The 26,146-nt window shown below is 69.0% G+C and carries 27 protein-coding genes; 11 read left to right on the forward strand and 16 right to left on the reverse strand.

The window, feature by feature from the left end; genetic code table 11:
- Positions 1-38 precede the first annotated feature (38 nt).
- The 6 genes from ACFQ7F_RS10420 to ACFQ7F_RS10445 all read right to left on the reverse strand — a co-directional run bounded on the left by ACFQ7F_RS10420 (position 39) and on the right by ACFQ7F_RS10445 (position 6,984).
- The gene (locus ACFQ7F_RS10420) at positions 39-320 is read right to left on the reverse strand and encodes an HU family DNA-binding protein (protein WP_016645140.1); all 282 of its coding nucleotides are present in this window, start codon (positions 318-320) and stop codon (positions 39-41) included.
- A 298-nt stretch (positions 321-618) separates the two neighbouring features.
- The gene (locus ACFQ7F_RS10425) at positions 619-2,052 is read right to left on the reverse strand and encodes an NAD-dependent malic enzyme (RefSeq protein ID WP_383268982.1); all 1,434 of its coding nucleotides are present in this window, start codon (positions 2,050-2,052) and stop codon (positions 619-621) included.
- 374 nt (positions 2,053-2,426) lie between these two features.
- Entirely contained in the window at positions 2,427-4,802 is a 2,376-nt protein-coding gene (locus tag ACFQ7F_RS10430; protein ID WP_383268984.1) for a HelD family protein, read from the reverse strand.
- A gap of 82 nt (positions 4,803-4,884) precedes the next feature.
- A complete protein-coding gene (locus tag ACFQ7F_RS10435; protein ID WP_383268985.1) occupies positions 4,885-5,685 on the reverse strand; it encodes an anti-sigma factor family protein in 801 nt (266 codons plus the stop codon).
- Positions 5,682-6,266, reverse strand: coding sequence for a sigma-70 family RNA polymerase sigma factor (locus tag ACFQ7F_RS10440; RefSeq protein ID WP_383268986.1), 585 nt, complete (start codon positions 6,264-6,266; stop codon positions 5,682-5,684). Before ACFQ7F_RS10440 ends, ACFQ7F_RS10435 begins: the two co-directional genes overlap by 4 nt.
- 130 nt (positions 6,267-6,396) lie before the next feature.
- Positions 6,397-6,984: a CGNR zinc finger domain-containing protein gene (locus tag ACFQ7F_RS10445; RefSeq protein ID WP_383268988.1), complete on the reverse strand. Its 588-nt coding sequence runs from the start codon at positions 6,982-6,984 to the stop codon at positions 6,397-6,399.
- 188 nt (positions 6,985-7,172) lie between these two features.
- Between ACFQ7F_RS10445 and ACFQ7F_RS10450 the strand changes: the two genes are divergently transcribed.
- Positions 7,173-7,745 carry a DUF1772 domain-containing protein gene (locus tag ACFQ7F_RS10450; RefSeq protein WP_383268990.1) on the forward strand — a complete coding sequence of 191 codons (573 nt, stop codon included), beginning with the start codon at positions 7,173-7,175 and terminating at the stop codon, positions 7,743-7,745.
- Here the strand turns inward: ACFQ7F_RS10450 and ACFQ7F_RS10455 are convergent.
- The 4 genes from ACFQ7F_RS10455 to ACFQ7F_RS10470 form a co-directional block, all read right to left on the reverse strand.
- Positions 7,697-8,902, reverse strand: coding sequence for a uroporphyrinogen-III synthase (locus tag ACFQ7F_RS10455; RefSeq protein ID WP_383268992.1), 1,206 nt, complete (start codon positions 8,900-8,902; stop codon positions 7,697-7,699). The genes ACFQ7F_RS10450 and ACFQ7F_RS10455 overlap by 49 nt on opposite strands.
- Before the next feature lie 131 nt (positions 8,903-9,033).
- Positions 9,034-10,401, reverse strand: a complete 1,368-nt coding sequence (locus ACFQ7F_RS10460) for a nitrate/nitrite transporter (RefSeq protein ID WP_383268993.1) — start codon at positions 10,399-10,401, stop codon at positions 9,034-9,036.
- 186 nt (positions 10,402-10,587) lie between these two features.
- Entirely contained in the window at positions 10,588-11,466 is an 879-nt protein-coding gene (locus ACFQ7F_RS10465; protein ID WP_383268994.1) for a hypothetical protein, read from the reverse strand.
- 83 nt (positions 11,467-11,549) lie between these two features.
- Complete coding sequence (locus ACFQ7F_RS10470) at positions 11,550-12,020, reverse strand: ATP-binding protein (RefSeq protein WP_383268996.1); 471 nt, start codon at positions 12,018-12,020, stop codon at positions 11,550-11,552.
- A gap of 225 nt (positions 12,021-12,245) precedes the next feature.
- On the opposite strand from ACFQ7F_RS10470, the gene ACFQ7F_RS10475 reads away from it, so the two are divergent.
- The 5 genes from ACFQ7F_RS10475 to ACFQ7F_RS10495 all read left to right on the forward strand — a co-directional run bounded on the left by ACFQ7F_RS10475 (position 12,246) and on the right by ACFQ7F_RS10495 (position 14,238).
- Positions 12,246-13,097 (forward strand): helix-turn-helix domain-containing protein, encoded by an 852-nt coding sequence (locus tag ACFQ7F_RS10475; protein WP_383268998.1) that lies wholly within the window; start codon positions 12,246-12,248, stop codon positions 13,095-13,097.
- A gap of 12 nt (positions 13,098-13,109) precedes the next feature.
- Positions 13,110-13,292 (forward strand): DUF397 domain-containing protein, encoded by a 183-nt coding sequence (locus ACFQ7F_RS10480; protein WP_383268999.1) that lies wholly within the window; start codon positions 13,110-13,112, stop codon positions 13,290-13,292.
- Between the two features lie 7 nt (positions 13,293-13,299).
- Positions 13,300-13,497: a DUF397 domain-containing protein gene (locus ACFQ7F_RS10485; protein ID WP_383269000.1), complete on the forward strand. Its 198-nt coding sequence runs from the start codon at positions 13,300-13,302 to the stop codon at positions 13,495-13,497.
- Positions 13,490-13,672 carry a DUF397 domain-containing protein gene (locus tag ACFQ7F_RS10490; RefSeq protein WP_383269002.1) on the forward strand — a complete coding sequence of 61 codons (183 nt, stop codon included), beginning with the start codon at positions 13,490-13,492 and terminating at the stop codon, positions 13,670-13,672. Before ACFQ7F_RS10485 ends, ACFQ7F_RS10490 begins: the two co-directional genes overlap by 8 nt.
- Before the next feature lie 74 nt (positions 13,673-13,746).
- Positions 13,747-14,238: a MarR family winged helix-turn-helix transcriptional regulator gene (locus ACFQ7F_RS10495; RefSeq protein ID WP_383269004.1), complete on the forward strand. Its 492-nt coding sequence runs from the start codon at positions 13,747-13,749 to the stop codon at positions 14,236-14,238.
- 125 nt (positions 14,239-14,363) lie between these two features.
- On the opposite strand, the gene ACFQ7F_RS10500 is transcribed toward ACFQ7F_RS10495, so the two are convergent.
- Both ACFQ7F_RS10500 and ACFQ7F_RS10505 read right to left on the reverse strand, forming a co-directional pair.
- Positions 14,364-15,347: a hypothetical protein gene (locus ACFQ7F_RS10500; protein ID WP_383269005.1), complete on the reverse strand. Its 984-nt coding sequence runs from the start codon at positions 15,345-15,347 to the stop codon at positions 14,364-14,366.
- Between the two features lie 47 nt (positions 15,348-15,394).
- The gene (locus ACFQ7F_RS10505) at positions 15,395-16,057 is read right to left on the reverse strand and encodes a hypothetical protein (protein WP_383269007.1); all 663 of its coding nucleotides are present in this window, start codon (positions 16,055-16,057) and stop codon (positions 15,395-15,397) included.
- 350 nt (positions 16,058-16,407) lie between these two features.
- Between ACFQ7F_RS10505 and ACFQ7F_RS10510 the strand changes: the two genes are divergently transcribed.
- Positions 16,408-17,037: an SUKH-4 family immunity protein gene (locus ACFQ7F_RS10510; RefSeq protein ID WP_383269009.1), complete on the forward strand. Its 630-nt coding sequence runs from the start codon at positions 16,408-16,410 to the stop codon at positions 17,035-17,037.
- A 16-nt stretch (positions 17,038-17,053) separates the two neighbouring features.
- Here ACFQ7F_RS10510 and ACFQ7F_RS10515 read toward each other — a convergent pair whose 3' ends face one another.
- Complete coding sequence (locus ACFQ7F_RS10515) at positions 17,054-17,509, reverse strand: MarR family winged helix-turn-helix transcriptional regulator (protein ID WP_383269099.1); 456 nt, start codon at positions 17,507-17,509, stop codon at positions 17,054-17,056.
- 263 nt (positions 17,510-17,772) lie between these two features.
- On the opposite strand from ACFQ7F_RS10515, the gene ACFQ7F_RS10520 reads away from it, so the two are divergent.
- The 4 genes from ACFQ7F_RS10520 to ACFQ7F_RS10535 all read left to right on the forward strand — a co-directional run bounded on the left by ACFQ7F_RS10520 (position 17,773) and on the right by ACFQ7F_RS10535 (position 21,622).
- A complete protein-coding gene (locus tag ACFQ7F_RS10520; protein ID WP_383269011.1) occupies positions 17,773-18,759 on the forward strand; it encodes an EamA family transporter in 987 nt (328 codons plus the stop codon).
- 31 nt (positions 18,760-18,790) lie between these two features.
- Complete coding sequence (locus tag ACFQ7F_RS10525; RefSeq protein ID WP_383269012.1) at positions 18,791-19,438, forward strand: NAD(P)-dependent oxidoreductase; 648 nt, start codon at positions 18,791-18,793, stop codon at positions 19,436-19,438.
- A 153-nt stretch (positions 19,439-19,591) separates the two neighbouring features.
- On the forward strand, positions 19,592-20,251 hold the full coding sequence (locus tag ACFQ7F_RS10530) for a hypothetical protein (RefSeq protein ID WP_383269014.1): 660 nt from the start codon (positions 19,592-19,594) through the stop codon (positions 20,249-20,251).
- Positions 20,252-20,305: 54 nt separating this feature from the next.
- Positions 20,306-21,622, forward strand: a complete 1,317-nt coding sequence (locus ACFQ7F_RS10535; RefSeq protein WP_383269016.1) for a helix-turn-helix domain-containing protein — start codon at positions 20,306-20,308, stop codon at positions 21,620-21,622.
- A 61-nt stretch (positions 21,623-21,683) separates the two neighbouring features.
- Here the strand turns inward: ACFQ7F_RS10535 and ACFQ7F_RS10540 are convergent, their stop codons facing one another.
- The 3 genes from ACFQ7F_RS10540 to ACFQ7F_RS10550 are packed head-to-tail and all read right to left on the reverse strand — an operon-like array spanning position 21,684 to position 26,022.
- The gene (locus tag ACFQ7F_RS10540) at positions 21,684-22,955 is read right to left on the reverse strand and encodes an acyltransferase (RefSeq protein ID WP_383269018.1); all 1,272 of its coding nucleotides are present in this window, start codon (positions 22,953-22,955) and stop codon (positions 21,684-21,686) included.
- Complete coding sequence (locus ACFQ7F_RS10545; protein ID WP_383269019.1) at positions 22,952-25,237, reverse strand: glycosyltransferase; 2,286 nt, start codon at positions 25,235-25,237, stop codon at positions 22,952-22,954. Before ACFQ7F_RS10545 ends, ACFQ7F_RS10540 begins: the two co-directional genes overlap by 4 nt.
- A complete protein-coding gene (locus ACFQ7F_RS10550) occupies positions 25,234-26,022 on the reverse strand; it encodes a hypothetical protein (RefSeq protein ID WP_383269021.1) in 789 nt (262 codons plus the stop codon). Before ACFQ7F_RS10550 ends, ACFQ7F_RS10545 begins: the two co-directional genes overlap by 4 nt.
- Positions 26,023-26,146 lie beyond the last annotated feature (124 nt).

Here is a 26,146-nt window from a genome sequence, read left to right on the forward strand (position 1 = left end):
CCCAACCGGGTGGCCGCCCCTTCTATTGCTGCTTGAGGCTACTTGCCCTTGGCGGCTTCCTTGAGCTTGCTGCCCGCCGAAACCTTGACGCTGTAGCCGGCCGGGATGTTGATCGGCTCGCCGGTCTGCGGGTTCCGTGCGGTGCGAGCGGCACGGTGGGTGCGCTCGAAGGTCAGGAAGCCGGGGATGGTGACCTTCTCGTCGCCCTTGGCAACGATCTCGCCGACGGTCTCGGCGAACGCGGCCAGCACGGCGTCGGCGTCCTTGCGGGTCACCTCGGCACGGTCGGCCAGCGCGGCCACCAGCTCACTGCGGTTCATGTTTGTACTCCCGTGTTCTTCTTGCCGTTGAGGCGTGCCACGCGGCGGAGCCGCATGATGGGCACAGCGAAGCCGATGCTGCCAGGGTCCTCGGTCAGGCCCCGGACCCGGGTCCGTCATTCCGGACCCTCGCGCCCAGAAAGGCATCCTGCCCCCACCTGCGGCGGGAAAGCCAATCCGGAGCCCTTGGGGGGTCACACGAACAGCTTCACCGCCCCCTGGAAGGTGGCAGTCGGGGGCGCGCTTCCACGCCACCCTAGAGGGCCTTTGCGGGCCCCGGGTTCCGCGACGCGCCGTACTACTGGCCCGTGGCACCTGTCACAGTCACCCCGGCGGCCTTCGCCGCACTGCGCACCGCATCGGCTACGGCGCCCGCGACCTTGTCGTTGAAGACGCTGGGGATGATGTAGTTCGGGTTGAGCTCGTCCTCGGCGACGACGTCCGCGAGGGCGCCTGCCGCCGCCAGCATCATCTCCGTGTTGACGGTGCGCGACTGGGCGTCGAGCAGGCCGCGGAAGACGCCGGGGAAGACCAGGACGTTGTTGATCTGGTTCGGGAAGTCCGAGCGGCCCGTGGCCACGACCGCCGCCGTCTGACGGGCGATCGCGGGGTCGACCTCGGGGTCCGGATTCGCGAGCGCGAACACGATGGCGCCGTCGGCCATGGCCGCGACGTCGTCCGCGCCCAGGACGTTCGGAGCCGAGACGCCGATGAAGACGTCGGCGCCGACGACCGCTTCCTTGAGGGTGCCGCGGGCGCCCTCGGGGTTGGTGTTGTCGGCGATCCAGCGCAGCGGCGAGTCCGGCGCGGCGTCCACCAGGTCCTCGCGGTCCGCGTGCACGACACCGTGGATGTCGGCGACGACGGCGTGCTTGACGCCCGCCGCGATGAGCAGCTTGAGGATGGCCGTACCGGCCGCGCCCGCACCGGACATGACGACGCGTACGTCGCCGACACCCTTGCCCACCACGCGAAGTGCGTTGGTCAGGGCGGCGAGCACGACGATCGCCGTGCCGTGCTGGTCGTCGTGGAAGACGGGGATGTCCAGGGCTTCGCGCAGGCGGGCCTCGATCTCGAAGCAGCGCGGCGCCGAGATGTCCTCGAGGTTGATGCCGGCGAAGCCGGGGGCGATCGCCTTCACGATCTCGACGATCGCGTCGGTGTCCTGGGTGTCCAGGCACAGCGGCCACGCGTCGATGCCCGCGAAGCGCTTGAAGAGGGCCGCCTTGCCCTCCATGACCGGCAGCGCGGCCTTCGGGCCGATGTTGCCGAGCCCGAGAACGGCGGAGCCGTCCGTTACGACCGCAACGGAGTTTCGCTTGATCGTGAGGCGGCGTGCGTCCTCGGGGTTCTCCGCGATCGCCATGCACACGCGGGCCACGCCCGGGGTGTAGATCATGGAGAGGTCGTCACGGTTGCGAATGGGGTGCTTGGACGCCATCTCGATCTTGCCGCCGAGGTGCATCAGGAACGTACGGTCGGAGACCTTGCCGACGGTGACGCCCTCGATGGTGCGCAGCTGCGCGACGATCTCGTCGCCGTGCGTCGTGGAGGTCGCCGCGATCGTGACGTCGATCCGGAGTGCCTCATGGCCGGAAGCCGTGACGTCGAGGCCGGTCACCGAGCCTCCGTGGGACTCGACGGCCGTGGTGATCTGGGAGACCGCGGTGCCGCTCGCGGGCACCTCCAACCGGACCGTGTTCGAGTAGGAGACGCTGGGCGCCGTTGCCATGGCCGACTTCCTCTGCTTTCACCGTGTTGCTCTTGCCGTCCGATCGTCGCACCTACCACTGAGTACGTGGTAGCCGCCTCGGATTGCGAACTTTTCGTTCACCGGTTTTTCGGAAACGAGTTTCCACCATACGAGAAGTTGCGCGCGGTCGGTAGGGGGATCGGCAGGGGAAATCAGCAGGGCAAACGGAAAAGAGGCCCTCGTCACGTGGTGACGAGGGCCTCTCCCTACGTTAATGACACCGACCCGCCATGCTCGCCTCGCGGCAAGTGGTCGCTCGTAGCGACGAAGGTTGGGCCCGGGGGCTTGGATCGGGCCGGTGCCACATCAACGGTAACAAACGATCCCCGCAAGGCAATTCCCGTACCGCAAAGTCATTCGCGGAGCAGGTCCGGCACCCCTTCGGCGTCCGGCTCGTCGCGCTCGCCCGACAGGACCGTCAGCTGCTGGGTGGCCCTGGTCAGGGCCACGTAGAGGACGCGCAGGCCCGCCGGGGACTCGTCCGCGATCTCCGCAGGAGAGACGACGACCGTGGCGTCGTACTCCAGTCCCTTGGCCTCCAGGCTGCCGAGCGCCACCACCCGGTCGCCGAGCCCGGCGAGCCAGCGGGCCGCCTGCTCACGGCGGTTCATCGCCACGACGACGCCGACGGTGCCGTCCACCTGTTCGAGCAGCCGTGCCGCCTCGTCGCGCACCGACGCGCCGAGGTCCTTGTCCCGTACGACGGCGAAGCGGGGCTTCACTCCGGTGGACCGGACGGCTGACGGCGAATCGGCGCCCGGCATCGCGAGCGCGAGCACCTTGGCGGCCAGGTCGGCGATCTCGGCGGGGTTGCGGTAGTTGACGGTGAGGGTGAAGCGGCGGCGCGGGCGGCTGCCCAGGGCCTCGTCACGGGCCGCGGCTGCCTCGTCCGGGTCGGACCAGGACGACTGGGCGGGGTCGCCGACGATCGTCCACGTGGCGTGCCGTCCCCTGCGGCCGACCATGCGCCACTGCATGGGCGTCAGGTCCTGGGCCTCGTCGACGATGACGTGGGCGTACTCGGTGCGTTCCGCGGCGAGGCGCTCGGCGCGTTCGCGCTGGGACTCCTCGCGCTGCGGCATCAGTTCTTCGAGCCCTGTGAGCAGGTCGAGCGGGTCGAGATCCTTCTTCTTGCGGGGCTTGTGCGGCGTACCGAGGATCGACTGGAGCTCGTCGATGAGCGCCACGTCGTGCACGGAGAGGGCGTCACGCTTGAGGGAGCGTGCGACCTTGCGGACCTCGCCCGGGTTCAGGACGCGGCGCGCCCAGCGGCCAAGACGCCGCTCGTCGCCCATCGCGGACAGCACGGCGCGCGGGGTGAGTTCGGGCCACCAGGCGTCGAGGAAGCGGATGAAGTCGTCCTCGGACGTGATGTCCTCGTCGAAGGAGGAGCGCAGCTCGGCGGCCAGCTCCGGGTCGCTGTGCCGGCCCGCGGAGCCGGACTGCGACCACAGGGCGTCCAGAAGGAGCTTGCGGGCGCGCGGGCGCAGGAGGTTGACGGGAGCCGTGCCGCTGAGCGCGTTGCGGCGGATGCGGCCCAGGGCGTCGGCCTCCAGCTCCAGGCGGCGGCCGAAAGCGACCACACGCAGCCGTGTGGGCGTCTCGGCGGGGGTCTGAGGGCCCTCGTCCTCGTCCTCGTCGCCGAAGGCGCCGAAGGACAGCTGGCCGCCCTGTGAGGCGGCCTTGGCGGCCTTGACGGCCGTGCCCGCGGTGCCTTCGAGAGCGCCCTGAGCGGCCTTCCGCAGGATGTGCAGCATCCGGGACGAACCCTTGACCCGCGCCACCGCGGGCGAGTCGTAGACCGTGGCCTCCACCGTGCCCGCCGCGTCGTCGGCAAGCGCGCCGACCGCGCGGATCGCGACCTGCCCCTCCTCGCCGAGCGACGGAAGCACGCCCTCCGTGTACGCCACGAGCAGCGGGGTCGGCGAGACGATGAGGATGCCTCCCGCGTACCGGCGGCGGTCCTGGTAGAGCAGGTAGGCCGCGCGGTGCAGGGCCACGGCGGTCTTGCCGGTGCCGGGGCCGCCCTCGACGTACGTCACCGATGCGGCGGGGGCGCGGATCACCATGTCCTGCTCGGCCTGGATCGACGCCACGATGTCCCGCATCGTGTGGCTGCGGGCCTGGCCGAGCGCCGCCATCAGGGCGCCGTCGCCGATGACGGGCAGCGACTCGCCGTTCAGGGTGGCCGTCAGCTCGGGACGCATCAGGTCGTCCTCGACGCCCAGGACCTTGCGGCCCTTGGAGCGGATGACCCGGCGGCGTACGACACGGCCGGGGTCGACCGGCGTCGAGCGGTAGAAGGGCGCGGCGGCCGGGGCGCGCCAGTCGATGACGAGCGGGGAGTAGTCGGCGTCCAGGACGCCGATACGGCCGATGTGCAGGGTCTCGGCGATCTGGGCGGTGTTGTTCTCGCTCACCGCGTCCTCGGCGGGCTCGACCGACGTGTACGCGCCGTCCGGGCCCTTCTTGCCGTCCTTGCCGAGCAGCAGGTCGATCCGCCCGAAGAGGAAGTCCTCGAACTCGCTGTTGAGGCGGTTGAGATGCACCCCCGCGCGGAACACCTGCGCGTCCCGCTCGGCGAGCGCGCCGGGCGTGCCGACCTGGGAGCGCTTGGCCGCGTCGGTCATGAGGAACTCGGCCTCGTGGATCTTCTCCTCGAGACGCCGGTAGACCTGGTCGAGATGTTCTTGTTCGACGCTGATCTCACGGTCGCGTACGTCGGCCACCGAGGCCCCTTTCCGGACGTGCAGCTGCTCTATTGAGCAGCCGTCTACCGTACGCGAAAGGGGGCCCCTATGTGCACTTCTCCTACGCGTCGACCTCCACCAGGCGGTCACCGTCGAAGGTGGTCACCTCGAAATGGTCGATCTGGTTGCGATCCATCGCGGCGCCACCGTGGACGTACAGGGGACTGCGCGACCATTTGTTCGGGCTGTCCTTGATGCCGTAGCCCCACCTCGGGACGGACCAGGTGGTCACCGTCTCCTTCTCGCCGTCCTTGCCGACCGCGACGAGGGAGCACTTGAGCGGGCCCTTCACGTTCTTCAGCTCAAGGACCGCGTGCGTGCCCCAGGGCTTCTCCTCCGTGCCGACCGTTGCGCTGACCTTGGTCTTCGGGTCCGTGGCCTTCATCTTGTCGCTCATGTGGTTGAAGAAGGCGTCCTCGGCGGGGCTCGTGGGGTGCGGCTCGCCCGCCACGTCGTGCGAACCGCCGTCGTCGCTCACCGCGAGGACCGTGAGCGGTCCGCCGACGATCAGCGCGGCCGCGGCGGCCACCAGATACATGCCGCGCCTGCGCTTCTGCGCGCGCTTCACGGAGACCTCGTCCACGAGCCGGTCCGCGAGGTGCGGGCTCGGCCTCGCCGCGAGCTGTTCGCCGATCGCCGGTGCACCGCGTGCGCCGGGGAAGTCCGCGAGCGCGGACAGCATCGGCTCCATGCCGGAGAACTCCTCCAGCTGGTGCGCGCAGTAGGTGCAGCCCGCCAGATGTACCTCGAACGCCGTCGCTTCCGCGTCGTCCAGGATGCCGAGGGCGTAGGCGCCGACGGTCTCGTGCACGTCGCCCGCCTCCGCATGGCCCCGCGCGTCATGTCCGTAGGACTCGTTCATGCCGTCACCCCCCGCTCCTCGAGCGCCAGCTTCATCGAGCGAAGCGCGTAGAAGACCCGCGAACGCACCGTCCCGCTGGGTATACCCAGCGTCTCGGCCGCCTCATTGACCGTACGCCCTTTGAAGTAGGTCTCGACAAGTACCTCCCGGTGTGCGGGAGTCAGGTCCTCGAGTGCGTCCGAGAGAGTCATCAGCCACAGCGCCTTATCGATCTCGTCCTCCGCGGGGATGACCTCCAGCGGCGACGGGTCGACCTCCTGCGGCCGGGCCTGCCGACTGCGGTGGCCGTCGATGACGATGCGCCGGGCGACCGTCACCAGCCAGGGGCGTACCGAACCGGTCGCACGATTGAGCTGACCGGCGTTCTTCCAGGCACGGATGAGTGTTTCCTGCACGACATCTTCGGCGCGCTGCCGGTCCCCCGCCACCAGACGGAGCACATAGGCCAGAAGTGGCCCCGCGTGCTCGCGGTACAGGGCGCGCATCAACTCCTCGTCCGGTCCGTTGCGTTGAGGGACCAGACGGTGTCGGTGCGGGCGTTCCTTCGGGCGCTCATCGGCCACGGCGGAATCCTTGCGCACGTCTGCCTCCGGTGTCCGCTCTTCGTCGGGCTTCGCCCTGTCGGCTGTTCACCCTGGACTTACGTAGGGAGCCGGAGTTGCGTTCAACGGAGATCACACGAGTTTTCGACGGCGTGTTCCTGACTTTTCGTCAGGCCCGCGCGAGGGCCGCGCGGCGCCGATGTCTCGCCACCCTCTCCCGGTTGCCGCACACCTCGCTCGAGCACCAGCGGCGGCGGCGCCCGCGTGACGTGTCCAGATACACGATGGGGCAGTTGTCGCCCTCGCACTGGCGCAGCAGGGCACGCGCGGCCGGGTCGGTGAGCAGGTCGACGGCGTCACGGGCGACGGCGGCGAGCAGGGCCGCGCAGCCCGGGTCGCCGTCCAGGGCGCGGACCAGGCTGCCGTCGGGACGCCGGACGGCGCGCGGTGCGGGCGGCGCGGTGGCGGCGAGGGCGTTGACACCCGCCAACGCGACTTCTTCATGACGCCCTTCGAGTTCGGCGAGCATCAACTGCTCGACATGTCCCCGCAGTTCACGGAAGGCGACGAGCCAGACCGGACCCGCACCCGGCAGGTCCGTGCGATCAGGGATGAGCCCTGCGCCCGCGAGCCAGGCAAGCAGCCGGTCCACGCAGTCGAGCCGTTCCACGGGATGGTTCGTCGCCACGAGGTCCAGACAACTCCGACCGGAGTCGAATCGCAGCTCGTACGTGGCCGGGTCCATGCCCAGTGCCATGCGCCTGTCACCGCCTTGTGGGGTTACCGGTGAGTGCTCCCCCTAACAGTGCCTCGCCTTGGGCGGCGGCGGAACCCCTGCCACCGCGTACGGGCGCGTACGGGCGCGTACGGGGCTGAGACGCCCGCTTATGGGGGTGCGCTTCGGAACCATGGTCCGGCGCCCGCCCGGCCGGTTGACTCGGCCCCATGAGAAAGAACCGAGTGACGAACCAGCGGGGGCAGGGCAGCGCCGGGGCCGTTCTGGGGGCGGCCGTCGTGAGCATGGGCCTGATCGCCGGAACCTTCTACATCTTCGCCTGCGGAGTCATGCCCGGCCTCGGGCGCAGCGACGACCGCGTCTTCATCGAGGTCATGCAGAACATGAACGACGCGTTCAACAATCCGGTCTTCTTCGCGAGCTTCTTCGGGGCGCTGCTCTTCACGGCGGTCTCGGCGTGGCAGCTGCGCGGGACGAGCCCGTACCGGTGGGTGCTCGCGGCGCTCGTCGTCTACCTCGTGACCTTCGCGATCACATCGGTCGTGAACGTGCCGCTGAACAACGAGCTCGCGGACGCGGGCGACCCGGCGAAGATCGCCGATCTGGCCGCCGTGCGCGAGAAGTTCGAGGACACGTGGCTGGCCTGGAACGTCGTGCGGACCCTGCTCTCCACCGTCGCGATCGGCCTGCTCGCGCGGGCCCTTGTGCTGCTCGGCCGGGACAACAGGGCCCGTCAGTCCGCGTACTTGGACTCGGCGGCCGGGTCGAGCGAGAGCCGGTAGCCGCGCTTGACCACCGTCTGGACGAGCTTCGGCGACCCAAGTGCCGTACGCAGCCGGGCCATCGCGGTCTCCACGGCGTGCTCGTCGCGTCCCGTGCCGGGCAGCGCGCGAAGGAGTTCGGCGCGGGAGACCACCCACCCGGGGCGCCGCGCGAGTGCCCGAAGCAGCGACATGCCCGCGGGCGGAACGGGCCGCAGCTCGTCGTCGACCAGGACGGCGTGCCCGCGGATCTCGACGCGGTGCCCCGCGATGGGCAACGTACGGGCGCGGGAGGGCAGTTCCTTGCACAGGGTCTGCACGAGGGGGCCGAGCCGGAAGCGTTCGGGCTGCACCGTGTCGATGCCGCGGGACTGGAGCGGCAGCGCGGTGACCGGGCCGACGCAGGCGGAGAGCACGTCGTGCTGGAGGGCGGCGAAGAGCTCGATGGACATGCCACGGTCCTCGGCGCGGGCCAGGAAGGACGCGACGGCGGGCGCGCTGGTGAAGGTAAGGGCGTCGACGGCGCGCGCGACGGTGGCGTCGAGGAGCCGGTCGACGGGCGCGAGGTCCTCGGGCGGCATCCACCGGTAGACGGGCACGCCGACGACGTCCGCTCCCCCGGCGCGCAGCGACTCGATGAAGCCGGGCAGCGGTTCGCCGTGCAGCTGAAGCGCGATGCGCCGCCCGTCGACCCCTTCCTCAAGCAACCGGTCGAGCACTTCCGCCATGGACTCGGACGAGGGCGACCACTCCTCGGTGAGCCCGGCGGCACGGATGGCGCCCTTGACCTTGGGCCCGCGGGCGAGCACCTCGACGCCCTTCAGACACTTCAGGAGCGCCTCGCCGAACCCCCACCCGTCGGCGGCCTCGACCCACCCCCGGAAACCGATCGCGGTGGTGGCGATCACCACATCGGGTGCGTGGTCGATCAGCTGCTTGGTCGCGGAGAGGAGTTCGCTGTCGTCGGCGAGCGGGACGATACGCAGTGCGGGCGCGTGCAGGACGGTGGCGCCCCGCCGCTGGAGCAGCGTGCCGAGCTCTTCGGCGCGCCGCGCGGCGGTGACGCCGACGGTGAACCCGGCGAGGGGTCCGTTCTCGTGTCCGTCGCGTCCGTCCTGACCGTTCGGGTGCCCGTTCTGGTGACCGTTCTGGTGACCGTTCTGAGGGGTCGCGTGCATGGCAGCTGCTCTCGTCCCGCTAGTACTGCGTGGTGGGTGGCCCGGAGTTGAACGAGCCTGCCAACAGCCCGTGACAACCCCGGATCATCACGATGTCGTACGTGTTACACCAGGCTACGGCCACCCCTCCCTCAAACTCGCGCGTACGTGAGCTGGGGTTTCGTCTCCGCGTCCAGGTCCGCGGTCTGCCCGGAGTCCGCCGCGGCCGTCGGGCGGCGAAGGTATACGGCCCAGGTGACGCAGAAGCACGCGGCGTAGAACACGAGGAAGGCGACGAAGGCGCCGGTCCCCGACCCCACGGTCTGGAAGGACTGCCGGAAGGCGAGATTGATCCCGAGGCCGCCGAGCGCGCCGACGGCGCCGATGAGCCCCATGGAGGCCCCGGAGAGCCGCCTCCCGTAGGCCGCGGCAGCTTCTCCTTCCAGCCCCTTCTGCAGGGCCTTGGCCTGGAAGATGCCGGGGATCATCTTGTACGTGGACCCGTTCCCGAGCCCGGTCAGCACGAAGAGGACGACGAACGCGCCGACGAAGAGGGCGAGCGACTCCCGCATGGAGGCGACGACCACGACAGCGGTGGCCGCGCCCATCCCGACGAAGTTCCACAGCGTGATGCGGGCCCCGCCGAACCGGTCAGCGAGCCGCCCGCCCACGGGCCGGATCAGCGAGCCGAGCAGCGGCCCGATGAAGGTGACGGCGGCGGCCTGCAGCGGCGTACGCCCGAACTGGGTCTGCAGCACGAGCCCGAAGGCGAAGCTGTACCCGATAAATGATCCGAAGGTCCCGACGTACAGGAAGGCCATGATCCAGGTGTGCGCGTCCCGGACGGCCTCCTTCGCCGCGCCGGTGTCGTTCTTCACGGTGGCGAGGTTGTCCATGAAGAGGGCGGCGCAGACGGCGGAGACGAGGATGAAGGGGATGTAGATCCCCAGAAGCACACGCGGTCCTCCCCCGGCCCCGATGACCGCGAGCCCGGCGAGCTGCACGACGGGCACGCCGATGTTGCCGCCCCCGGCATTGAGCCCGAGCGCCCACCCCTTCTTCTTCAACGGGAAGAAGGAATTGATGTTGGTCATGCTGGAGGCGAAGTTACCGCCGCCGACGCCGGTGAGCAGAGCACACACCATGAAGGTGGTGTACGAGGTCCCCGGCTCCATGACGATGAAGGCCGCGACGGTCGGCACGAGGAGCGCGCTGGCCGCGATGATCGTCCAGTTGCGCCCGCCGAAGCGGGCGACGGCGAAGGTGTACGGGACGCGGGCGATGGCCCCGACCAGGGTGGCCATGGACACGAGGAAGAACTTCCCCGCGGGATCGATCCCGTACTCGGGCCCCATGAACAGCACCATCACGGACCACAGGGTCCAGATGGAGAACCCGATGTGCTCCGAGAGGATCGAGAACACCAGATTCCGCCGGGCGACGCGTTCGCCTCCCTCCTCCTTCCAGAAACTCTCGTCCTCCGGGTCCCACCGCTGGATCCACATGCCAGACCTCCGCATCACCACAGCCGACGGCTGATGGCCCGAAGGTAGGGAGGGCGGGTTTCAGTCCTGTGGCACGCGGTGACCGGCGGGGAACTTTGCTCTCACCTGGGGGTGGGGTGGGCGGTGAGGGGCCATCGCCGGGCGGCGTCTACGCAGGTCAGGTCTTGCTCAGACCTTGCTCAGACCTTGCCCGGGCCTTATTCAGGGCTTGCTCACCCACGGCAGGACATCGGTGCCGCCACCCTTGTCCCACTTCAGGGTCACTTCGTCATTGGCCTGGGTGACGTCGGCCGAGATGTACTTCGTGTCGTCGCCGGTGCCGCACTTGAGGGCGATACGGAAACCGTCGCCGCCCTGCTCCTGCCCGAGCCCCATGCAGAGCCCGTCACCACCGGCGTCGATGTACGACACCGAGTGCTTGCCCTTGCCCTGCCCGGAGGTGAGCTTGTCGCCGACGGTGAGGGTCTTGGCGTCGCTGCTCTGCCACTGGCCTTGATACCCGGTGTCACCGGCGGGCCTGCTCCCGCCGGTCGGCTCGTCGAGGGGGTCCTCGGTGGTGGGATCTTCGGAGGGCACCCCTTCGGACTCGGATGCGGACTCGGAGACGGAGGGGCTGGCCGAAGGACCGTCAGAAGGCCCGGCCGACGCACTCTTGTCGGCCTTCGGCTTCTGATCGTCGTCACTGTCGCCGCCGCTGGTGGCGAGGAAGATCCCGCCGCCTACGAGCGCGGCGGCCACGACGACGGAGCCAATGATGAGGGCGAGCTTCTTCTTCCCGGGGGCGCCTGCACCGCCGGGTGGGGGCGGTGGGGGCGGTGGGTAGCCGGCGTACTGGGGGTCGGGCTGGGGTTGCCCGTACGGGGGCTGGGGCGGCTGGTTGTAGGGGCCGGGCTGGGGCTGGCCGTAGGGCGACTGCGGGGGCGGCGGTCCCTGCGCGTACGGGTTCTGCCCGTCGGGCGGCTGGGGCGGAGGCGGCGGCGCACCGTAGGGACCGGCGGGCGGCCCCGGTACCGGCGGCTGGGGCTCCTGAGGAGGCCCGAACCCCTCTTGCGGCGGCTGGCCATGCGGCGGCTGGGTCATGTGGCTCGGATCCCCTCGCTGTCCGACTGACTCCTCGCAGAGCCCGACGGAGACCCCCTGCCCCCGCCCACCCCCAACATCCACTACGCGGCATCGGAGACACAACCCCCGTCCTCCCCCACCTCGAACCACAGCAACTTCCCCCCGGTGCCGAAGAGCTGATCCCCGAGCGGCCACCCGCCCCACGCGTCCGCGCACTCCTGTACGAGGAAGAGCCCACGCCCGCTGTCGGAGTCCGTCGGCACGGGCGGGGCGCCGAACGGGCCAGGTGGTTTGTCGAAGGGGGCGGGGATGTGGGGGTCGCTGTCCCACACCCCGACCCGAAGCCGCCCGCCCCGAACGGACCGCAGCCGCAGCGAGGAGGGCCCTTTCGTATGCCGGTAAGCATTGGTGACCATCTCCGACGTCAACAACTCGGCGACGTCGAGGAGTTCTCCCATGCCGTGCCCGGTGAGCGCGGCCCTCAAGGTCATACGGGCGACGCGGGGTGCTCTTGGATCGTGGGGCAGATGAAGGGCATAGGACCAGCCTTGGGGTGGGGCTACGGTGACCATGGGGGCCTCCCAGAAAAGGGGATTCAGTTCGCTCGCGGATCCGTCGCGCGGTGGCAGTGCCACGGGTCGTGGTGCTCTTCCGCCTTATTGGCGCCGCGAGTTGAGCGGTTCATGAATTACCGTAGAGCAGAGAGTTAGATACTTCTCACCTATAGCTTGAGATGTATCACCCCTTCACTCGTGTGAGGGACGGGAGAGCCGCAACACGGCATGAAAGGAGGCGCCTTGCCGCCCACCAGTACGCCGACACTGCGCCAGCGGAGACTGGGCGCCGAACTGCGTAAGCTCCGTGAACGAGCAGGGCTCACCGCCACTCAGGCCGCCGTGCACCTCGGCGTCAACCAAGCTCGCGTCAGCATGATCGAGACAGGCCGCACCCCGATCAGCGCCGACCGTGTCCGCGCCACGGCACGCGCCTATACGTGTACCGACGACTCCCTGGTGGACGCCCTCGCCGCGATGACGGGACGGCGCACGCGCGGCTGGTGGGAGGAGTACCGCGAGCACCTACGTCCAGACCTCATCGACTTGGCGGAACTTGAGCACCACGCCTCGCAGCTCCAAGTGGCTCTAACTCTGCACATTCCGGCGCTCCTCCAGACGACGGACCACGCCCGCGCCATGCTCGGCGAGGCCGTCCCGGCCTTCAGGTCGTACGAGCTCGAACACTGGTTGTCGTTCAGGATCAAGCGGCAAACATTGCTTCACCGCTCCGATCCCCTCCCCTACTCCGCGCTGGTGCACGAAGCGGCCCTGCGCATGCAGTACGGCGGTTCAGAAACCGCGCGCGGCCAGCTCGCCCACATCCTCGAACTGAGCGAACAGGGCAACGTCACCGTCCGCGTGATCCCCTTCACCACGCCCAGCTTCCCCGGCAACGGCCAGTCCTTCGACTACGTTCGCGGGCCCGTCCCGCAGCTCGACACCGTTCAGCTGGACACTCACCACGGTTGCGAATTTCTGGATGCGGAGGCTCAGTTGAACAAATACCGCACGGTGCTGGACCGGATGGAGGCCTGCGCACTCACGCCGCAGAAGTCGCGCGACTTCATACAACGCATCATGCGAAGCATCTGAGAAGGGACCGCATTGCACACCTACGACTGGCAGAAGTCGACCTACAGCCCCGATGGCTCCAACTGCGTTTACATAGCGGCCGCCCCCGACGGGGCCATCCACCTCCGCGAAAGCGACACCCCAGACATCACCCTCACAACCACCCCCGACCGCCTGCACAACCTGATACGCACCCTCAAGGCCACCCCACGCTGAGGTCCCCATGTCCGAACTCCATTGGCAGAAGTCGTCCCACAGCCAGGAGGCCTCCTCCTGCGTATACGTGGCCGCCACCCCGGACGGCAAAATCCGCCTCCGCGAAAGCGACACCCCCGACATCACCCTCACAACGACCCCCGACCGCCTGCACAACCTGATACGCACCCTCAAAACCACACCGCGTCGAGGCCGCCATGACTGAACCCCACTGGCAGAAGTCCACGTACAGCGGAGACGCATCGAACTGCGTCTACGTCGCCGCCACCCCCGACGGCACAATCCACCTCCGCGAAAGCGACACCCCAGACGTCGCCCTCACGACAACCCCCGACCGCCTGCACAACCTGATACGCACCCTCAAGGCCACCCCACGCTGAGGCCCCAACACCCGAACCCCACTGGCAGAAGTCTCCTTGTGACCGACCGTACTTGGGGGATATAGCGTCGGATCATGAATCCGCCGACCGATACCGCCACCGATCAGGCACCGGCCGATCCGGACGCCACCGACGGCATGCTGGCCACCCAGCCCGTCGGGTACTGGAGCGGCCTCGCCCATGAGGCCGTCACCCGGCATCTGCGTGATGCCATGGCCAGGATCGACGTCACACAGCCGCAGTACTGGGTGTTGAACCGCGTGAACGGCGGGCCCTTGGCGCCGAGCCGCGAGGAGATAGTCATCCAGCTGACGCCCCTCGCGGACGGGCCACATGAGATGGGGCGAGTCGTCGACCAACTGATCCACCGTGGCTGGCTGCGAATCGACGCCGAGCACCGCCTGCATCTCACCGATGCCGGGGAGGCCGCCAGGGTGCGGCTGCGCGAGCTGGTGACCGAACTGCGCGCCGTGGTCCACAAGGGCATCAGCGACGAAGAGTACGTGGCCGCACTCACGGTCCTGCGCAGGATGGTAGCCAACGTCGAGGACGCCCGAGACTCCTAACGGGGACGGGCCAAGAACAAGTGGTCCTGGGCAGGCCCTCACCCCGCCGACCGACTGCAGGAAAGTCCCGGTGACACGCCGCTAAATGCCGCGCTCCGCCGGGACTTTCCTGCAACCGACCTCTGTCAGCCGCGGTTGATCGACTGGATCTCCTCGACGGTGACGTCCTGGTCCGAGCCGAACTCGCCGTCCGGGAGATTGCCGCCTTCGCCGGTCGTGCTCGTCCAGCTGATCTTCCAGGTGAGGGTGGCCTGGAGGTTGTACGAGTCGTCACCGGAGGACCGCAGATACTGCACGCCGCACGGCGGCAGCGTGTCCGCAGGCGTGCCCTTGGCGCGGGGCTTGCCGATCTTGCCGTTCTCGATGGGGCACTGGCCCGACGCGGGGTAGGTCTCGGCGTCCTTCGTCCCCGGGTCGATCGCGAGGGACACGGGTTCAGCGGTAGCCGTCGCGGAAAGCCCCGAGCCCGGGATGCTCGCGGTGACGGCGACCTTCTTGAACTTCGCTCTGTCCAGCCAGACCCAGGTCGGGAGATTGACCTTCGTCGTTCCCTCGGGGGCCATCGCGATCTCGGTGCTGGGTACGGGGAGTTCGTCGTATGCGTACTCAGCGAGGATCTTGGGCGAGACCGCGAGCGGTTCCTTGGGAGTCTCGCCATCGCGCACCCAGAAGGGCATCTTGTCGCAGGACTTGGCCTCAGGTTCGTCCTTGCGCTTTTCGTTGATGGCCGCCGCCCAGAACTGCCCGTCGCCTTGCTTGTCGAGGTTGTAGTCCTTGTAGGGGTGGCCTTCCTTGAAGTACGAGTCGAATGCGCCGCCGACGAAGTCGCCGACCCCGAATACCTTCATCTGCCGGATCGCCTTGACCGCGGCCTGGATCTGCTTCGGGGAATAAGCGGGCTCGTACCAGCAGGCCGGTGGATCCCAGTTGCTGTTGGCGGGGGTGAGCGAGCCGGTCTTCGCAGACTTGGGGCTGCCCTCGACCGTGGTCTGGATCTTTGTCTGGACGTTGAGGTTCTGGGCCTGCCGACCTGCTTTGGCCTCGCCTTCGCGGGTACCACCCTTGCCGGCCTTGCCGGACGCGTAAGCAAATCCCGGTACTGCGGCCATGGACAACGCCATGGCGGGGGCCAGCAACCGCCAACCCACGTGGCGCCTCACATGCACTGCTTGGCTCCAGACGTGGACGTGACGGAGTCCGTCTGCCAAACACCCTCGGCGTTTTTCTTCAGCCTGGTGTTGTAAAAGGCGTAATCATCCTTCGACGCCGGAATCGACTTGTCCACCTTGCCGGTCTTCCGGTCCTTCGGATACGACTTCGTCTCATCGACGCAGTACGTCACTGCCGTAGCACCCGACTTGAGGAACGTCACCTGGCGGTTGAAGTACCGAGTGGTCCCCTCGAAACTCCTACCGTCCTTGTAGAAGCCCTGAACGTAGTCTGCTGCCGACAGCAGCGCATCGCCCGACGAATAGAACTTCAGGGCCGGGTGCTTCTCGGCATCGACCGTGATCGCCTCATCAACCGAGTTGATCCGCCGCTCATTGTCCGCGAGGATCGCATCCTTTTTCGCGTCCCCCGTCTTCCCGCCCTCGAAGACGTTCTTCACGTCCTTCGGCAGCTTGATCTCCGGTCGCTCGATCCCGTCGTCGGACGCCTTCGGGGACGGCGACTCTCTCTTCTCGTCGCCGGACCCCGCACCCTCGATCTTGTCGTTGCCCTTGGAACCACCGTCATCGCTCCCTCCACAGGCGGAGAGCGAAAGGACCGCGGCAACAGTCAGGACGGCCGTTGCGAGCAGGGTGGGTCGGCGGTTCACAGTCAGCTCCTGGTGGGGCGAGGATTCTCTGGAGTGAACCAAGCTATCCATGAGCCGGAGACGATGCCACGTGGAGGTTCGTCGTCGGCGAGACATACGTGGGCATAGCGACCACGCGATGTCCCCTCTGGCGCACATCGGTCGCCCAGCGCAGCTGGTTGATCACTTACGGCAGGACGCGGCACCCCGGACCACAGGCTTCACGTCCGCGAAAGCGCCGAGCGCGGGACGGCAGCGGATTCGCCGGAAGGGCCTCGATCCGCGACGCTGTTGTTGAGACCGCTTCCATCCACCAAGAGTTCCAAGAGTTTCACGGCGTTCGCGCCGCGCCCGAGTTCGGAGTTCCGGCAGTGCTTTTCGACGTCACCCGCAGCGAACTCGCCGACGCCTTCGGCGAGGACCGGCTCGCGACCCTGCCCGCCACCGCCTTCCCGCCCTCCACCGCGGGCACCGAGGGCGCCCGCCTCCTGCAGACCGTCGGCGTCCCCACCGACACGCTCTGGCTGCGGGAGCCCGACGAGGACTCCGGCCTGCTGCCCCTCGTCCAGGACGTCGTCCACTCCGAGGACTTCGAGGACGCCCCGCAGGACGCGGGCGAATGGCCCGTCGTCGGCTGGCTGCTCAACGCCCACCTCGCCCTCGACCCCGGTTCCGGCAAGGTGCACGCCTTCGATGCCGACGAGGAGACCGTGCAGGAACTCCACACGGACGTCTCCTCCCTCGTCCACGTCACTCTCCGGTTCCAGCGCCTGCTGGAGGAGTTCACCTTCAGCGGTGACGACGGCGACGACAGTGACGAGGAAGCCGACTTCGAGCGCCTGGAGCGCGAGGTCGAGCGCATCCGTCAGGAGACGAGCAGCGTTGACCCGCTCCCCTTCCAGGACGACGAGACCGTCTGGTCGGTGGTCGGCGATGAGATCGCCGCGGGCCAGCGCTTCAAGGGCGACAGCCCGGGAGCCCGCTCGCAGACGGCGTCTTGACCAGCGGCGCGTACAGCTAACCCAGGTGCGTGTCCCCCAGCGACACCAGCAACCTCCGCAACGCCCCGTCCAGCGCCCGCCGGTCATCAGCCGACAGAGACTCCAGCATCCGCTTCTCGTTCGCCACGTGGTCGACCACCGCGCGGTCGACCAGTTCGCGGCCCGCCTCCGTCAGGCGGACCCGGATCGCCCGGCGGTCGGACGGGTCGGGGTGGCGCTCGATCAAGCCCTTGCGTTCCAGCTTGTCGAGGCGGTTGGTGATCGCCCCTGACGTCACCATCGTGGTCTTCAGGAGGCCGCCCGCCGTCAGTTCGTGCGGGGCGCCCACCCGGCGCAGCGTGGCGAGCACGTCGAACTCCGGGAACTCCAGGCCGTGTTCGGCGAAGATCGGCTTCATTCCCTTGCTCAGCAGGTGATCCGCCCGTTTGATGCGGCCCACCAGGGCCATCGCGTCCAGGCCCGCCGCGTCCATGTCCGGGCGTTCACGGTGCCACTGAGCGCGCAGCTCGTCGATGGCGTCGGCACCGACATCGACATCGACATCGACATCCGCGCCGGCGTCCGCCGTCGCGGACGCCGCAAGCACCTCGGGTTCAGCCACTGTCGTGCCCCTCTCTCGGCAGGCCGGAACCATATATCTCAACGTTGAGATACTTGACGTTCGCAGACCCAGGCTTCATATTTATCTCAACGTTAAGAATAACAGCGTTGAGCAGAAGTTGAGGGGGAGCCACCATGTCCATCCGCAGCCCACGCGCCCGCACCGCGGAACCTTCCACGAGCCAAGGTCACCCCAGCCCACAAGCACCGCGGAGCCACGCACTCGCCGCCGCGGGCCTCGCCGCCATCGGGCCCGCCACCTGGGGCACCACCTACGTCACGACCACCGAACTCCTGCCCCCGGACCGCCCCCTGCTCGCCGCGGCCCTGCGCGCCCTGCCCGCCGGGCTCATCCTGCTCGCCCTCACCCGGCGGCTGCCCAGCGGTGACTGGTGGTGGAAGGCGGCGGTCCTGGGGCTGCTCAACTTCGGGGCGTTCTTCCCCCTCCTCTTCTTCGGCGCCTACCACCTCCCCGGCGGCGTCGCCTCGACCATCAGCGCCGTCATGCCGCTGCTCGTCGCCGGCTTCGGGATCGGCGTGCTGAAAGTGCGCCCGACGCGTCGCACGTTGACCGCCGGGCTCGTCGGCGTTGTCGGCGTCGCGCTGCTCGTCCTGCGCGGCAGCGCGTCCTTCGACCTCGCGGGGTTGGTGGCCATGCTGGCCGCCACCACGCTGATGGCCCTCGCCGTCGTACTGAGCAAGCGCTGGGGACGGCCCGAAGGTGTGTCGCTGCTCGCCCTGACCGGGTGGCAACTCACCGTGGGTGGAGTTGTATTGGCGCCCATCGCCCTCGGCTTCGAAGGGCTCCCCGACCACTTCACCGGCGCCAACCTCGCCGGATACGCCTACCTCGGCGTCATCGGCACCGCCATCGCGTACGCCCTCTGGTTCCGCGGCATCGAGCGGCTCCCCGCCTCGTCAGTCTCGTTCCTGGGGCTGACCAACCCCGTCGTCGCCACCCTCGCCGGGCTGCTCCTCCTGGGGCAGACCCTCACCCTCTGGCAGGTGGGCGGCCTCGTGCTCGTCGTGGCGAGCGTCCTGGTCGGGCAGGGCCGCCGAGGCCGTCCGGCCACACCTACAGCTACGACCACAGCCACACCCACGACCGCGCAGAACCTGTAATCCCCCTCCCCTGGACTCAAGGAGCAGACCCATGCGCATCACCGTCTTCGGAGCAGCCGGAAACGTCGGAAGCCGCGTCGTCGCCGAGGCCCTCACCCGCGGCCACGACGTCACCGCCGTCGTCCGCGACCCCGCACGCTTCGGCGAGCTGCACCCGGGCGCCGCGCACCGCACAGGCGACGCCGGAGCCCCGGAGCAGGTGGCCGAGTTGAGTGCCGGGCAGGATCTCGTGGTCAACGCCACCAGACCCGCCCCCGGCCGCGAGGCCGAACACGCTGCTATCAGCCGGGCGTTGCTCGCCGGACTCGCCCGCGTCGACGGCGTACGCCTGATGGTGGTCGGCGGAGCCGGGAGTCTTACCGTGCCGGGCACGGGAGGCACCCTCGCGATCGATGATCCCGCCTACGTCCCCACCGCCTGGCGGCACATCGCCGAAGCGTCCAACGCCCAGTACGACGCCGTCCGCACCGCCGACACCGACGTCGACTGGACGTACGTGAGCCCGTCCGCCCTGCTTGAGCCCGGCGTCCGCACCGGCGCCTACCGGCTCGGCGCCGACGAGCTGATCGTCGACGCCGACGGCAACTCCGCGATCTCCATGGAGGACTTGGCGGTGGCACTCCTGGACGAAGCCGAACGCCCCAAGCACCACCGCACCCGCTTCACCGCCGGGTACTGAAGGGCCGGCGCTGAGGCGCCCTGTTCTCGTGTTACCGAATGCGGATCTCTTGTTACCGAGTGCGGACGCAAACCAGCGAACGAGTCCTGAGCGGAGATCGTCTAATGAGGTGTAGCGAACGAACGAACAGATATTCCATGGAGGAACTCACTTATGACCACTCGCCGTGCCCACCGTGCTCGTCGTACCGTCCGTTCCGCCGCCCTGGTGGCCGTTGCCGCCGCTGCCGCGTTCTCACTGACCGCCTGCGGTGGGGGCGATGACGGCGCCGCAGGAGCGGAGAAGAAGGACTCCGCCTCCGCGGCGCACTCCAACGGTGACGGCGGTGCGGCCAACGACGCCAAGGCCGGCACGGGCAAGGCAGGGTCCGACGTGGTGTCCGACTCGGCCAAGGCGGCTTCGCCGGACCGCACCCAGAAGCTGGCGGACGGCAGCACGGCAAAGATCTACAAGCTCGGCGAGCAGAATTACCGCGCCGACATCGTCAGTGACGGTGAGGTCGTCGGCGATCTGAAGGCGAACGGTGGAGACGCCGGGCTCGACGCCAACGGCATGTACGTGGTGCTCACGCTGGACGGCAAGGTCCAGTCCTGGATGGGCGGCGAGCACCAGGGGCCGGGCACGTTCAAGGTCGCGGGCGGTTGGACGGTCAAGGTCACGAAGGTCGGCGACCTCCACTACCGCGCGGACGTCATCGGCAACGAGGGTGCGGTGGAAGGCACGCTGGAGGCCAACCAGCACGACGACGGGGCCGTCGCCAACGGCGTGTACATCGTCCTCAGCGCCGGTGGTGTGGTCAGCGCCCACGAGTGAGCGCCGATCCGACTGGGCGGTGGAAACGACTGACTGGGACGGTGGAGGGCGGAGATGTCGTCTCTCGCGGAGCTGCTGCGGGAGCTCAAGGAGCGGTCCGGCCTCAGCTACGGAGTGCTGGCCACGCGGCTTCACATGAGTACGTCGACGTTGCACCGATACTGCAACGGGGGTCCCCCGCCTGCAGAGTTCACTCCGGTGAAGCAGTTCGCCCGCCTCTGCGGAGCTACGCCGGAGGAGCTGGTGGAGGTCCACCGGCGGTGGGTACTTGCGGACGCGGATCGCGGGCGGAAGGCAGAGCCCGCCGCGCCCGCCCCCACCTCCGCCCCCACCCCCGCTCCGGCCCCCGAGACAGTCTCGTCACCCCCCTCCCCCCTGTCCCCGTCTCGCAGGTGGCGGGCCCTCGTCCTCGCGGCCACCGTCGCCGCGGTCGTCGGGATCGGTTCCGTCACTCTCGCCATGAACGGCGGCGGTGACGGCGACACGAACAAGCAGACGCAGAAGGAGAACGCCGGGCCCACCGCCCCGCCGGACCCGAGTGCCTCGCCGTACGACCGGCCCGGCAAGAGCGCCGACAGGGATCAACTTGAGGGCCAGGACCGGCCCGGCGCCAAGGGCCGACCCGATGGCAAGGGCACGAAGAGCGACCCTTCCGCATCACTGTCCAAGGACGGCAGGAACGGCAAGAGCGAGAAGGGGAGCCCCGCGCCCGACGGCTCTCGGGGCGGCGGCAAGGGGCCCGTGCCCGTCGGCGGACCGAGCAAGAACCTCCGTGTACCCCTTACGGCACGCATCAGCCCGTATCTCTACGAAGACTGCGAGCACAGCTTCCTGGTGAACCGGGAGCCGGACAAGATGCCGGAGCCGCCCTCCGAGGGTGACGTGCCCGCCTGGGTGGGGGAACTCGGTGCCGTCTCGGCCCGCAACCAGTACATCGCGTTCACCGTGCAGGGCACCGGCGAGGAGACCGTCACCCTGCGGGACATGAACGTCCGCGTGCAGAGCAGCGGCGCACCGCTGGCCTGGAACAACTTCCAGATGGGGACCCACTGCGGCGACAAGCTGTTCAACAAGATCTTCACCGTCGATCTCGACGACGCGACGCCGCGCGCCGTGCCCGAGCCGGACCAGCGCGACTTCCCGTACAAGGTCAGCGAGAAGGACCCCCAGGTCTTCTACATCGAGGCCAACTCCGACCTGCACGACGTGCGTTGGTACCTGGAACTTGAGTGGTCGAGCGGCGAGCGGCACGACGTGCTGCGCATCGACGACCAGGGCAAGCCGTTCCGGACCAGCGGCCGAGAGGGGCGCCCCTTGTACAGCTGGTCGGAATCCGGCGGCTGGGCACCTGGGGGCCTGGACCACCACTGAGCCCGCCGCGGCGGAGCCTCGCCCCGACATGGCGAAGCCTCGGCCCCGAAGCGACGGAGCCTCAGCCCCGGTGCGCACCGCCCCGCGAAGGCGCCGCGGAGCGACGGGACTTCGCCCCGTTCGGCCACAGCCTGGGGCTCCGCTTGGCCGCGAAGTCCTCGATCCAGCCCACCGCCATCACCATCAGCCCGATCAGCGGCCAGACAAGCACGGTCATCCACAGCATGTACGTGGTGTCCAGGGCCGAGCTCCACTGCTCGTCCTCCATGAACGGCAGGTCGTACGCCAGGTCGATGATCGGCACCGTGGCCATGATCAGCAGGTTGTGCCAGAGGTAGATCGTCACCGCTCGGTTGTTGGAGAGGGTGATGAGCTTGTCCCACCGCTTCAGGCGGCCAGGGAGCTCCTGCCACGACGGCGAGTACTGGAAGAGGATGACGACGAAGCCGAAGGACCATGCCGCCTGGGCGAGCGGGATGTCGTTCAGGTCCCAGCCGTCCGGGCCCAGGTGGCCCGATGCCCACCACAGGCCGAAGGCCATGATCAGGGCTGATACCGATACCGCCATGTAGCGCGGGACGCGGGCGAGGACGCCCTCCTGGTGGGCGAAGCCCAGCACCCAGCAGCTGCCGTACACGGCGAAGTCCGAGACAGCGTTGCCCGTCTCGCCGGGGATCTTGACGATCTCCGTGGCGAGCACCGCCGTCAGGGCCAGGGGCGCGAAGAGCGTCGCCCACGGGACCCTGCGGAACGCCCACAGCAGCAGCGGCGACGCGATCACGAACCAGAGGTACGCGCGGATGTACCAGAGCGGGCCCGCCGCCTGCGCGGGCCAGGTGTCCTCCAGGAGGCCCGCCTTGTCCCCGATGTGCCAGGGGAAGGGCGGGGCGCCGATCGGGAAGACGTAGTTGACCATGCTGACCAGGCCCCAGGTGCCCCCGTGGTCCGGGTCCTTGCTCACGTTCCAGCCGCCGTAGAACAGCAGGAAGAGCGCCACCGCGCTGAATGCCCACATGGGTGGGAGCAGCCGGCGTATGCGGCCTCTGATCACGCCCCACGCGGGGCGCTTCAGGGAGCGCGCCATCAGGGCGCCCGCCAGCGCGAACATCACGCCCATGGACGGGAAGATGATCGTCAGCCAGGCCCAGCCGAACAGGTGGTAGATGACGACGCGCACCAGGGCCAGGGAGCGCAGTACGTCGAAGTAGCGGTCCCGACCGCCCGGCTTCTTGGCCGCGGCGGGAGCCACCTGAGCAGGGGCCGAGCCCACCGGGGTCACCGCAAGGCCCGGAGGCGGCGGCACCTGGGGCAGCGGCTGCGTGGGGTAGGTCATGCGACGGGCCTCCGATCAGGGCTGCCCGTCCGCTGCTGCGGAATCGAGGGCGGTGTTCCAAGGACTCCCGTGCGCCGGAGCTTCTGCCAGCGAAGGCGGCCTCCGGTCAGGGCGGTGATCCAGGACTGCAGCAGCACGACGTACATCAGCTGCCGGTAGAGGATCTGCTGCAGTGGCAGCGAGATCAGATGGGTCATGCGCTCGCGGTCGAGCCGGAAGGCGTACGCCGCGCACACCGCCTGGACGGCGAGCACGCCGAGCCACGCGATGATCGTCTTCTGTGTGGGGCCGAAGACAAGGCCGTACAGCAGGAACACGTCGATCAGGGGGGCAAGGAGCGGCGCGAGCACCATGAAGAGCGACACCAGCGGCATGCCGACCCGGCCGAAGCGGCCCGAAGGGCCCGACTCGATCACCGAGCGGCGGTGCTTCCAGATCGCCTGCATGGTGCCGTACGACCAGCGGTAGCGCTGCGACCACAGCTGCTGCACCGTCTCCGGCGCCTCGGTCCACGCGCGCGCCTTCTCGGCGTACACGACCCGCCAGCCGTCCCGGTGCATCGCCATCGTGATGTCGGTGTCCTCGGCGAGCGTGTCGTCGCTCATGCCGCCGACCCGCTCGAGTGCCGAACGCCTGAAGGCTCCCACGGCGCCGGGGATGGTCGGCATGCAGCCGAGCATGTCGTACATCCGGCGGTCGAGGTTGAAGCCCATCACGTACTCGATGTGCTGCCAGGCGCCGATCAGCGAGTCCCTGTTGCCGACCTTCGCGTTGCCCGCGACGGCGCCCACGCGCGGGTCGCCGAACGGCTGCACCAGCTCGCGCACGGTGGACTGCTCGAAGACCGTGTCGCCGTCCATCATCACGATGAGGTCGAAACGGGCGTTGGCTATACCGCGGTTGAGCGCTGCGGGCTTGCCCGCGTTCTGCTGGCGCACGACGCGTACGTTCGGGAGGCGGAGCCCCTCGACGATCAGCGCCGTGCCGTCCGACGAGCCGTCGTCGATGACGATGATCTCGATGGGATGGTCGCTGGACATGAGCGAACGGACCGTGGCCTCGATGCACTTGGCCTCGTTGTAGGCGGGGACGAGGACCGACACCGGTTCGGTGATGTCCGGGCCCCAGCGGAAGCCGCGTCTGCGCACCTTGCGCGCGTGCACCGCGGAGAGCAGCAGCATCAGGCCGAAGCGGAAAAGGACCAGGGATCCGATGACGGCGAGGGCGACGACGAGTACGCCGGTGATCTTCTCCGACACACCGACCAGGAAGACCCAGGCCTTGCCCTTCCACAGCTCTATGCCGGAGACGGGCGCGTGCGCGCTGGGGGCGTCCAGGGCCTCGGTGAGGTTCGTGAAGTGGTAGCCCTTGTCCTGCAGATCGGGCAGGAAGGTGTCGAGCGCGGCGACCGTCTGCGAACGGTTGCCGCCGGAGTCGTGCATCAGGACGACGGCGCCGTCGCCGTGCTTGGGCGTGGCACGGCGGATGATCTCGGCGACGCCGGGGCGCTTCCAGTCCTCGCTGTCGGTGTTGTTGACGACCGTGAGATAGCCGCGGCCGCCTATGTACTTCGTCACCGGCCAGGACTTGTTGTCCATGGCGTCGGAGAACGACGAGTACGGCGGGCGGAAGAGGGAGGTGCGGATGCCCGCGGCGCCCGCGAGGGCGAGCTGGTTCTGCGAGAGCTCCCAGTCGATGCGGCCCGGCGACTGGTACGACAGGTCGGGGTGGTTGAACGTGTGCAGGCCGACCTCGTGGCCCTCGTCCACCATGCGCTCGACGAGGTCGGGGTAGCGCGACGCCATCGTGCCGGTGACGAAGAAGACGCCGTGCGCGTGGTGCTTCTTCAGCACGTCGAGGACCTTGGGGGTCCACTCGGGGTCCGGGCCGTCGTCGAAGGTCAGCACGAGCCGGTGACGGGGGACGCTCAGCGTGCCCTCGTGGCCGCCGCGGGTGTCGATGACCGGGCCGCCCTCGAGGATCTTCTCCGGGACCTTGCCGGTGCCCGCGGGCGGGCGGACGCGGTGGTCGGCGAGGATCTCGCTGTGCGTGTAGCCGCGCAGCATGAGCATCGCCATCAGGGCGACGAGGAGGAGCAGGGGCAGGAGGTAGCGCAGGGGGAGTCTGCGCCGCTTGGTGCCGCGGGCCGGCTGCGCGCGGCGTCGGCCGCCACCGCCCCGGGTCTGGCCGCCACTGCCCCGGGTCTGGGCGTGGCCGATCCGGGTCTGGGCGTGACCGTTCCGGGAACCGGCGGACCGGCCCCTGTTGGTGCGGGAGTTCATCGCTGTGAGCCCTCCGAGGGCTGCTGGCCGGAGCTGAGCGGGGACTGATAGACGGCCGCCTGGACGCGCAGCGGGGACTGCTGTTCGCCGGCGGGCTGCATTACGGGGACTTCGCCGGCGCCGCCGCCCGCGTCGCCCGGGGGTTCGGTCGACGGGTCCGGTGCCGGCGTGGTGGGGTCGTCGGTCGGGTCCGGATCCGTGCCCGGCTTCGTGGGGTCGTCGGTCGGGTCGGGATCTCCGCCGCCGCTACCGCCGCCGTCCGTCGGGTCGGGGTCGGGGTCGCCGCCACCCGTGGGGTCCGGGTCGGGCTTTCCGTCGCCCGCGTCGGCTTTGTCGTCGTCCGTCTCGGACGGGTCGGCCGAGCCGTCGCCACCGGTCGCGGGAGCGGTGGTGCCGCTCTCCGAAGCGCCGGGCGACGGTGTCGTGCCGGATGATGCCGAGGGGTCGAGGGGGTCGGCCGGGCGGTTCGGTGTGTCCACCTTGCTCGCCGGCTTCTCGTCCTTGGGGTCGACCGGGATCCAGGGTGCGTCGGAGTTGCCCGAGAGCAGGGTGCCTACGATGATCACCGCGTACACGGCGCAGGCTATGCCGACGAGCACGCCTATTCGGCGGTATCTCCGGCTGCGGCGGCCCGTCTCGTCGACGAAAACCGGCCCGTCCGGCGCTTCTTGGCCACTCTCGACGGACAGGTCCGCCAGCTGTCGCCCCACCCCGTCGATCTGAACGGTGACCTCGTTCGGATCATGGGTGTGTTCCGGTAGGGCATCTTCTCGCCAATTCTCCATGCGTACGCACAACCCCCACATCACCTGGCTCGGGCGCGCACGACTCCGGGCAACTTTTGCCGTCGGACCGGGCCCCCACCCGATCCGAGCGCCCCCCTATCACACCGCGCCCGGACCATGAATG

Origin of the sequence: Streptomyces sp. NPDC056486 (assembly GCF_042795295.1) — a bacterium.
Taxonomy (GTDB): domain Bacteria; phylum Actinomycetota; class Actinomycetes; order Streptomycetales; family Streptomycetaceae; genus Streptomyces.